Here is an 8459-nt window from a genome sequence, read left to right on the forward strand (position 1 = left end):
GTAGGAGAAACAGACGTGTGATCCGGCGTTTCATCGCGCACGGGTAAGCCTTCGAAAGTCTCTTCAATCTCATTGATGACCGGAACCCCGCCAGTGAGTTCACCCGAAAACCCCATCGATATCCCGTCCTACTCGCGCTACGCGGCGCGCATGCTGGCGAGCCGTCCCGCGCTTGTCGAGGCATTGCCCGCCTTGGCCGAGCACCCTGTGGACGCGCGTTGGCTCGCCCGTCGCTTCGAAGCCATCACCGGCACGCAGCTATCGCCGCCCGAGCAACCCACGGGGGTCGCGGGCGTCGACGAGGCGGGCCTCGCCCGCGCGCTGCGCGTGCTGCGCGTGGAAGCCTTGTGCGCCGTCATGCAGCGCGACCTGGACGGTCGCGCCGAGTTGGCCGAGGTTACCGAAGCCATGACAGCCCTCGCCGAGTTCGCCATCCAGGCGGGCATCACGGTCCTCTCGAGCGAGCTCGAAGCCATCCACGGCGTGCCGCGCAATGCGGAAGGGCAGCGACAGACGCTCGCGGTGGTCGGCATGGGCAAGCTTGGCGGACGCGAATTGAACGTCTCGTCGGACATCGACCTGATCTTCGTCTATGAAGACGACGGCGATACGTCGGCGCCCGACGACGCCGACCCGGCGGCGGCGAGCCGCTTGCGCTCGCTCTCGAACCACGAATTCTTCACCAAGCTCGGTCGCAAGCTGATCGGCATGATTTCCGAACTCACGCCGGACGGCTATGTGTTCCGCGTGGACATGCGCCTGCGTCCCAATGGCGATTCCGGGCCGCTGGTGTGCAGCCTGCCGATGCTCGAAGAGTATTTCTACGTGCAGGGGCGCGAGTGGGAGCGCTACGCATGGATCAAGGGGCGGCTGGTGTCGGAGGTGGCGAGCGAACCCGGCAAGCGCACCGAGCGGCTGCTCGCGGCGCTGGTCCAGCCGTTCGTGTTCCGCCGTTACCTGGATTACGGGGTGATCGGCGCGATTCGCGCGCTGCACGAGCAGATTCGTCACGAGGCGGAGCGCCGCGCGCGCGCCAAGCCGGCACGCATCAACGACATCAAGCTCGGGCGCGGCGGCATTCGCGAAGTGGAGTTCTCCGCACAAGTGTTCCAACTGATTCGGGGCGGGCAAGAGCCGGAACTGCGCGTGCGGCCGACGCTCGCCGTGCTGGGCGTGGCGGCGCGACGCGGCTGGCTCGCCCAGAATGTGGCTGACGAACTCGCGAACGCCTACGTCTTCCTGCGTAAGCTCGAACACCGTATTCAGTATCTGGACGATGCGCAGACGCACATCCTCCCGGCCTCCGGCGACGATCGTCTCGCGGTGGCGCGCGCCATGGGCTTCCCCGACGAGGCGAGCTTCATGACGGTGCTCGACGAGCATCGCGAGTTCGTCGCCGCGCAGTTCGACGAGATCTTCGCGGACAAGGCCGGCGGCAGCGGGCGCAAGGCGGCGGCGTCGGGGGCGGGCGAATGCGAATGCCCGCCGGAATTGTGGAGCGAATGTCTGGCCGACGAGACACAGACGGGCGATCTCGGCCATCAGCTCTCGCGCCTGGGCTTTACCGACGCCGACGGTGCCCTCGACCGGCTACGCGCCGTCTGGACGTCGTCGCGCTACAAGGCGCTGGGCGAAACCAGCCGGCGCCGCTTCGATCAACTGGTGCAGCGCGCCGTGCAAGGCGCGGCGGGCACGGGCGAGGCCGACGCCGTGCTCGCGCGCATGCTCGACCTGCTTTCGGCCATCAGCCGTCGCAGTTCGTATCTGGCGCTGCTCACTGAGTATCCGCGCGCGCTGGAGCGCGTCGTCAAGGTGCTGGCCGGCTCGCGTTGGGCGGCAGGCTACCTGATCCGTCACCCGCAATTGCTCGACGAGCTGCTCGACGACGAAGCGCTCGCCGCGCCGTTCGACTGGGCGTCTTTCAAAACACAGTTGCTGTTGAGCCTGAATGCGTCGGGCGCGGCCGGCAACGTCGAAGTGCAGATGGACATTCTGCGGCGCGCGCATCACGCCGAGGTGTTCCGCATCCTGCTGCTCGATTTGCAGGGCGCGTTGTCGGTCGAGGCGATCGGCGACCGGCTCTCGGAACTGGCGGACATCATCGTCGATGTGACGATCTCGACCGTCTGGCCGCACGTGGCCACGCGCCACCGCGAGGTGCCGCGTTTCTCGGTCATCGCGTATGGCAAGCTCGGCGGCAAGGAGCTGGGCTATGTGTCCGACCTCGACCTGATCTTCCTTTACGACGACGATGACGACCGCGCGCCGGACGCGTATGCCGCACTCGCTCGCCGCTTCGTGACCTGGCTCACCACGCACACCGGCGCGGGCACGCTCTTCGACGTCGATCTGCGGCTGCGGCCGAACGGCTTGTCGGGCTTGTTGGTGACGAGCGTCGAGAGCTTCCGCCAGTACCAGTTCCGCGAGGGCAATGCGAACACCGCGTGGGTCTGGGAGCATCAGGCGCTCACGCGGGCTCGCTTCTGTGCCGGGGACGAGACGATTGGCGCGACGTTCGAGAAGATCCGCGCGCAGGTGCTCGCGACGCCCCGCGAGGCGCTACCGCTTGCCCAGGAAATTGTGTCGATGCGGCGCAAGGTGTTGGAGGGGCATCCGAACCCGACCTCGCTGTTCGATCTGAAGCACGATCGCGGGGGCATGGTGGATATCGAGTTCACCGTGCAGTACCTGGTACTGCTGCATTCGGGGGCACATCCGTCGCTGCTCCGCAATGCCGGCAACATCGCGCTGTTGCGCGAAGCGGCGCAACTCGGGCTGATCGACGCGACGCTTGCGGACGGTGCAGCCGCTGCTTATCGGATCTATCGCAAACGCCAGCACAAGTTGCGGCTCGATGGGGTGGAAGCGGCCCGCGTGCCGGCCAGTGATGTGGCAGCCGAACGCGACGCGGTCATGGCGCTGTGGGATTCGGTGTTCGCGAGCGCCGGGCCGGTTTGACGACGCTCACGGGCGGACGATGCATCGCCGCCCGTGATTGCCCTGCGAGCGATCGGCGCGCGGTGGGGGCAACGTGCGCGCTCAGAGCGCGAGCATCTCCCGCGCGTGTTTGCGCGTGGTGGCGGTGATCTCGACGCCGCCGAGCATTCGCGCGATCTCCTCGACGCGCTCCGTGCGACCGAGCGGCTCGATTTCACTCATCGTCGAATCGCCGTCGCTGCGTTTTTTCACGCGCAGATGCTGGTGGCCGAGCGCGGCGACCTGAGGCAGGTGGGTGACGCACAACACTTGCCGCCCCTGACCGAGTTCCCGCAGCAAACGGCCGACCACTTCGGCCACGGCGCCGCCGATGCCCGAATCGACTTCGTCGAAAATCAGGGTCGGCGTGAGGCTCACGCTGCTGGCGATCACCTGCAACGCCAGGCTGATGCGCGCCAACTCACCGCCCGACGCCACCTTGGCCAGCGGCCGCGTGGGCACGCCGGGGTGACCGGCGACGAGAAACTCGACCGTCTCCAGACCGAACGACTGCGGCTCCGGCGTGGGACTCAGGGCGACCTCGAAGCGTCCGCCCGGCATCGAGAGGTCCTGCATGGCGCGCGTGACTTCCCGCGAGAGCGACGCCGCGGCCGCCGCGCGTGCCTTCGACAAGGTGACCGCCAGTGTCAGATAGCTTGCGTGCGCGGCGTCGGCGGCCGCCTGCATGGCGGCCGTGTCCTGCGACGCGGTCAGCTCTTCCAACTGGGCACGGCGTTCGGCTTGCTCGGCGGGCAGTTGCTCGGGCGTAACCCGGAACTTGCGGGCCGCCGAGTGCAGCGCCTCGAGCCGCTGCTCGACCACGGCCAGACGTTCCGGATCGAGATCGATGCGTTGTGCATAATGCGTGAGCGAGTGCACGGCTTCGCGAAGTTGGATCTCGGCCGGCTCCAGCGCGGCCAGTGCGTCGGCCAGCCCGGCATCGATCTCGGCCAGTTCGCGGATCTGGTGCACTACGTGACCGAGCGACGGGACGAGCGCACCATCCGCTTCCGCGAGCACGTCAAGCGCGCCTTGCACGCCGTTGATGAGGCTGGCGGCGTGCGACAGGCGGCGATGCTCGGCGCTCACGTCGTCCCATTCCCCTTCCTGCGGATTCAGCTTGTCGAGTTCGGATGTCTGCCATTCGAGACGCTCGCGCTCGAGCTGTAGCTCGCGGTCGCGCCCGTGCGCTTCCTCGCAACGTTTGACGAGACGCCGCCATTCCTTGTGCGCCGCCGCCGTGTCCGCCGCGAGCGCGGTGGCGCCCGCATGGGCGTCGAGCAGGCGGCGCTGTGCGTCGGCGCGCAGCAACTGCTGATGGGCGTGCTGCCCGTGAATGTCGACGAGCATCTCGCCGAGTTCGCGCAGTTGGGCGAGGGTGGCGGGCGTGCCGTTGACGAAGGCGCGCGAGCGTCCGCCCGAGTCGAGCACGCGGCGCAGCAGCACGCCGCCGTGTTCTTCGAGCGTGAGCGCCTGCGCCTGCAGCCAGGCTTCGAGATCGGGGCGGGCCTCGGCGTCGGCGGCGAACTCAGCGGTAATGTCGGCGCGCGTTTGTCCGGCGCGCACCATACTGGTGTCGCCGCGCTCGCCCATGGCCAGCGCCAGCGCGTCGATCAGAATCGATTTACCCGCGCCGGTCTCCCCCGAGAACACGGTGAAGCCGGCGGAGAATTCCAGGTCGAGACGATCGACGATCACGAAATCGCGAATCGAGAGACTGCGTAGCATGGGCGGTCGGGGAGGGCGTGAAGTCAGGTCTGCGACGGATCTTCGTCGGAGATATGCTCGTTCCAGTGCAGCTTGCGGCGCAGCGTCGCGTAATAGTTGTAGCCGACCGGGTGCAGGAACGTCACCTGATGTTCGGAGCGGCCCAGCAGAATCCGGTCGCCCTGACGCAGCTCGGCAAACGACTGCATGTCGAAGTTGGCGCCGACCTCGCGCCCGCCGGTGATCGTGATGACGATATCGCTCGAATCCGGCAGCACGATCGGGCGGTTCGACAGCGCGTGCGGGGCGATCGGCACGAGCACCACGCCGCCAAGTCGCGGATGCAGGATCGGGCCGGTGGCCGAGAGCGCATAGGCGGTCGAGCCCGTGGGCGTGGCGACGATCAGGCCGTCCGAGCGCTGCTTGTACATGAAGCGGCCGTCGACGTCGACACGCAGCTCGACCATGCCCGAGATGCCCGAGCGGTTCACCACCACGTCGTTGAACGCGAGCGTCTCGAACAGCGTCTGGCCTTCGCGCTCGATACGCGCGGCCAACAGGGTGCGCTGCTCGGCTTCGAAATGCCCTTCGAGCATGGCCGGCACGACCTGACGCATCTCGTCGAGCGGAATGTCGGTGATGAAACCGACGCGTCCGTGGTTCACGCCGATGAGCGGCACCTTCGAGGCGGCCAGCTGACGGCCCACGCCGAGCATCGTTCCGTCACCGCCGATGACCACCGCCACATCGGCCTGCGTACCGATTTCCTGAATGTCGAGGGGACGGTAGGGGGCGGCGGCCGCGCCGATGTTGTGCGCCGTATCACGCTCGAAGATGACGTGATGTCCTCGCTGGGCGATGCATGCCGCCAGCGTGAGCAACGGTTCGGCAACGCCGTCGGCATGGTATTTCCCGACGAGCGCCACGGTCTTGAAAGGGCTCCCTGTTTTCATGCCGCCATTACACCATAAGTCGATGACAGCAACCATCGGCACGCGCGGCCTTGCCGGCCCCTCGGGGTTTGCCGCACGCCGTGCTTGTACATTTCGCGTTACAATTTTCGCCATGCTAGATCAACGTGCGCAAACGCTACTCAAAACCCTGATCGAACGGTACATCGCCGATGGCCAGCCGGTGGGGTCGCGCACGCTATCGCGATACTCCGGGCTCGATCTGTCGCCGGCGACCATCCGCAATGCGATGGCCGACCTCGAGGCGCTCGGCTTCGTGGCCAGCCCGCATACGTCGGCCGGTCGTGTTCCGACGCCGCGCGCCTACCGGCTGTTCGTCGACACCATGCTGACGGTAAGCCCGCTCGGCGATGCCGTGCATCAGCTGGCGTCGCAGGTGCAGACCCGGTTGCAGCCGGCCGGGCCGCAGCAACTGGTCGCCTCGGCAGCGGAAGTGCTCTCGAATCTCTCGCAGTTCGCGGGTGTGGTGCTGACACCGCGCCGCAGCCAGATCTTTCGGCAGATCGAATTCCTGCGACTGTCCGAAAAGCGCGTGTTGCTTATCATCGTCACCCCCGACGGCGACGTGCAGAACCGCATCATCCTGACGGAAAAGGATCACTCCCCGGCGCAACTGGTCGAGGCGGCAAACTACCTGAACGCCCATTTCGGCGGCCAAAGTTTCGATGAGGTGCGCGCCAGCTTGCGCGGCGAACTCGACGCCCTGCGCTCCGACATGAGTGCCTTGATGCAGGCGGCCGTTCAGGCGGGCAGCGACGCCATGGCCGATACCTCGCGCGAGAGCTTGCTGATCTCGGGCGAGCGCAATCTGCTGGGCGTGGAGGATCTATCGTCGAACATGGCGCGACTCCGCAAGCTGTTCGACGTGTTCGAGTCCAAGACCGGCCTGCTGCAGCTGCTCGACGTGTCGAGCCGGGCGCAGGGTGTTCAGATTTTCATCGGCGGCGAGTCGAGCCTCGTCCCGATCGAAGAAATGACGGTCATCACGGCACCGTACGAAGTCGATGGCGAAGTGGTCGGCACGTTGGGCGTGATCGGCCCGACGCGCATGGCCTACGAGCGCGTGATTCCGATCGTCGACATCACGGCCAAGCTGCTTTCCAGCGCGCTCAGCCAGCATTAGGCGGCGGGGGCGGCGTGACGCCCCAGCCTGCGCGTCGTCAGGCGTAACGTCTCGCGTATTGTCCCGGGGCCCCGCGCCTCATCTCGTTACACCCCCGTAGCATTCCTTTACACGCTGTCACACACGGCCGTCTTACGCTTGAAGCGTCACTTGTGGCGAAGCCGTCGTCATGGCGTTCGCCGAAGGATTCGGACAGAGCAACAAGGTGGTGCGGCCGAGACAACGCTTGGCGCGTACACCGGACAGTGCCCGGAGTGTCTATGAAATCCCTGATTTCCTGGCGGACAGTGGTTCGCTGTCTTGGCGTCGGGCTCGTGCTCGGCGCCCTTGGCGCGGCGGGACTTCCCGCGCTGGCGCAGGCACAGAGCGCCGATCCCCCGGGGCGTGTGGCGCGGCTGAATGCATTCGACGGCACCGTCACGTACGCCCCCGCAGGTACCAGCGACTGGCGCTATGCCGATCGCAACCGGCCGCTCACCACGGGCGATGCCGTCTGGGTCGAGCGCAACAGCCGCGCCGAGATGCATGTGGGCGGCACGGCGGTTCGCATGGGGGCGTCCACGAGCGTCGTTCTCTCGGCCGTGACCGACCAGAATGTGCAACTGAACGTAACGCAGGGCACGGTCGGCCTGCATTTGAGGGCTTTCGATCCGAACCAGCCTTACGAGATCGACACGCCCAACCTGGCGTTCGTCCCGCAACAGGCCGGGGAGTATCGTCTGGATGTCGATCCGGGCGGGGTGACGACCGTGAGCGTCTGGCGCGGGGCGGCGACCGTCTACGGTCAAGGCGCGTCGGTACCGTTGCAATCGGGCCAACGGGTGGCCTTCGTGGGTCAGAATCTCACGCAGCAGTCGGCCGGGCCACTCGTGGCCGATGGGTTCGACCAATGGGTGCGCCAGCGCGACGCGCGCGAGGAGGGCTCGATCTCCGCGCGCTATGTGTCGCGCGACATGACCGGCTTCGAAAGTCTGGACGACTACGGCGCTTGGCAAGAGACCCCTGGCTACGGCGCCGTTTGGGTGCCGTCGGACGTGCCGACGGGCTGGGCGCCGTATCGCACGGGCCATTGGGCCTGGGTCGACCCGTGGGGATGGACCTGGGTCGACGATGCGCCGTGGGGCTTCGCGCCCTATCACTACGGACGGTGGGCCTATGTCGACGCCCGCTGGTGCTGGGTGCCGGGGCCGGTCGCGGTGCGGCCGGTGTATGCCCCGGCGCTGGTCGGCTGGGTGAGCGGCAACAGCGGCGGGAACGCATGGGGGATTACGTTTGCGGCAGGGGGCGCGGGACTGGCGTGGTTTGCGTTGGGTCCGCACGACGCTTACCGCCCGGCGTATCGCGCCAGCCCGTCGTATGTCACCAATATCAATCGATCGACGGTGATCCAGACGACCAACGTCACGAATATCAACGTCAACAATGTGTATGTGAACCGTAATGTGCGCGGCGCCGTCTCGACGATGCCGGCACAGGCTTTCGTGCAGGGCCGGCGGGTCGGCGCGCCGGTGGCATTGGCCGCCCCGCGCGCCGGACAGACTTGGCGCGTTGGGAATACACCTGGCGTCGCACCGGTGCAGCAGAGCGTGTTCGGCAATAGTCGCCCGGCGCCGGTCACGCCGCCGGCCGGCGTGTTCAACCGGCAGGTGCTGGCCACGCGTGCGCCGGTCGGTCGCGCGATG

At 67.0% G+C, this 8459-nt stretch carries 5 protein-coding genes; 3 read left to right on the top strand and 2 right to left on the bottom strand.

Annotation, left to right across the window (positions count from 1 at the left end):
- Positions 1-75: 75 nt before the first annotated feature.
- Positions 76-2958: a bifunctional [glutamate--ammonia ligase]-adenylyl-L-tyrosine phosphorylase/[glutamate--ammonia-ligase] adenylyltransferase gene (gene glnE, locus A985_RS0110560; protein ID WP_051060132.1), complete on the top strand. Its 2883-nt coding sequence runs from the start codon at positions 76-78 to the stop codon at positions 2956-2958.
- A gap of 81 nt (positions 2959-3039) precedes the next feature.
- Here the strand turns inward: glnE and recN are convergent, their stop codons facing one another.
- Together recN and A985_RS0110570 are read right to left on the bottom strand one after the other, a co-directional pair.
- Positions 3040-4704: a DNA repair protein RecN gene (gene recN / locus A985_RS0110565; RefSeq protein ID WP_017233372.1), complete on the bottom strand. Its 1665-nt coding sequence runs from the start codon at positions 4702-4704 to the stop codon at positions 3040-3042.
- 23 nt (positions 4705-4727) lie between these two features.
- A complete protein-coding gene (locus A985_RS0110570; RefSeq protein WP_026131837.1) occupies positions 4728-5636 on the bottom strand; it encodes an NAD kinase in 909 nt (302 codons plus the stop codon).
- On the opposite strand from A985_RS0110570, the gene hrcA reads away from it, so the two are divergent.
- Together hrcA and A985_RS25025 are read left to right on the top strand one after the other, a co-directional pair.
- Positions 5635-6777, top strand: a complete 1143-nt coding sequence (gene hrcA / locus A985_RS0110575; RefSeq protein ID WP_085982686.1) for a heat-inducible transcriptional repressor HrcA — start codon at positions 5635-5637, stop codon at positions 6775-6777. The genes A985_RS0110570 and hrcA overlap by 2 nt on opposite strands.
- Before the next feature lie 260 nt (positions 6778-7037).
- The coding region (locus A985_RS25025) for a DUF6600 domain-containing protein (protein WP_017233375.1) at positions 7038-8459 on the top strand (1422 nt) is incomplete at its 3' end.

It is taken from the genome of Pandoraea sp. B-6 (assembly GCF_000282835.1).
Taxonomy (GTDB): Bacteria; Pseudomonadota; Gammaproteobacteria; order Burkholderiales; family Burkholderiaceae; genus Pandoraea; species Pandoraea cepalis.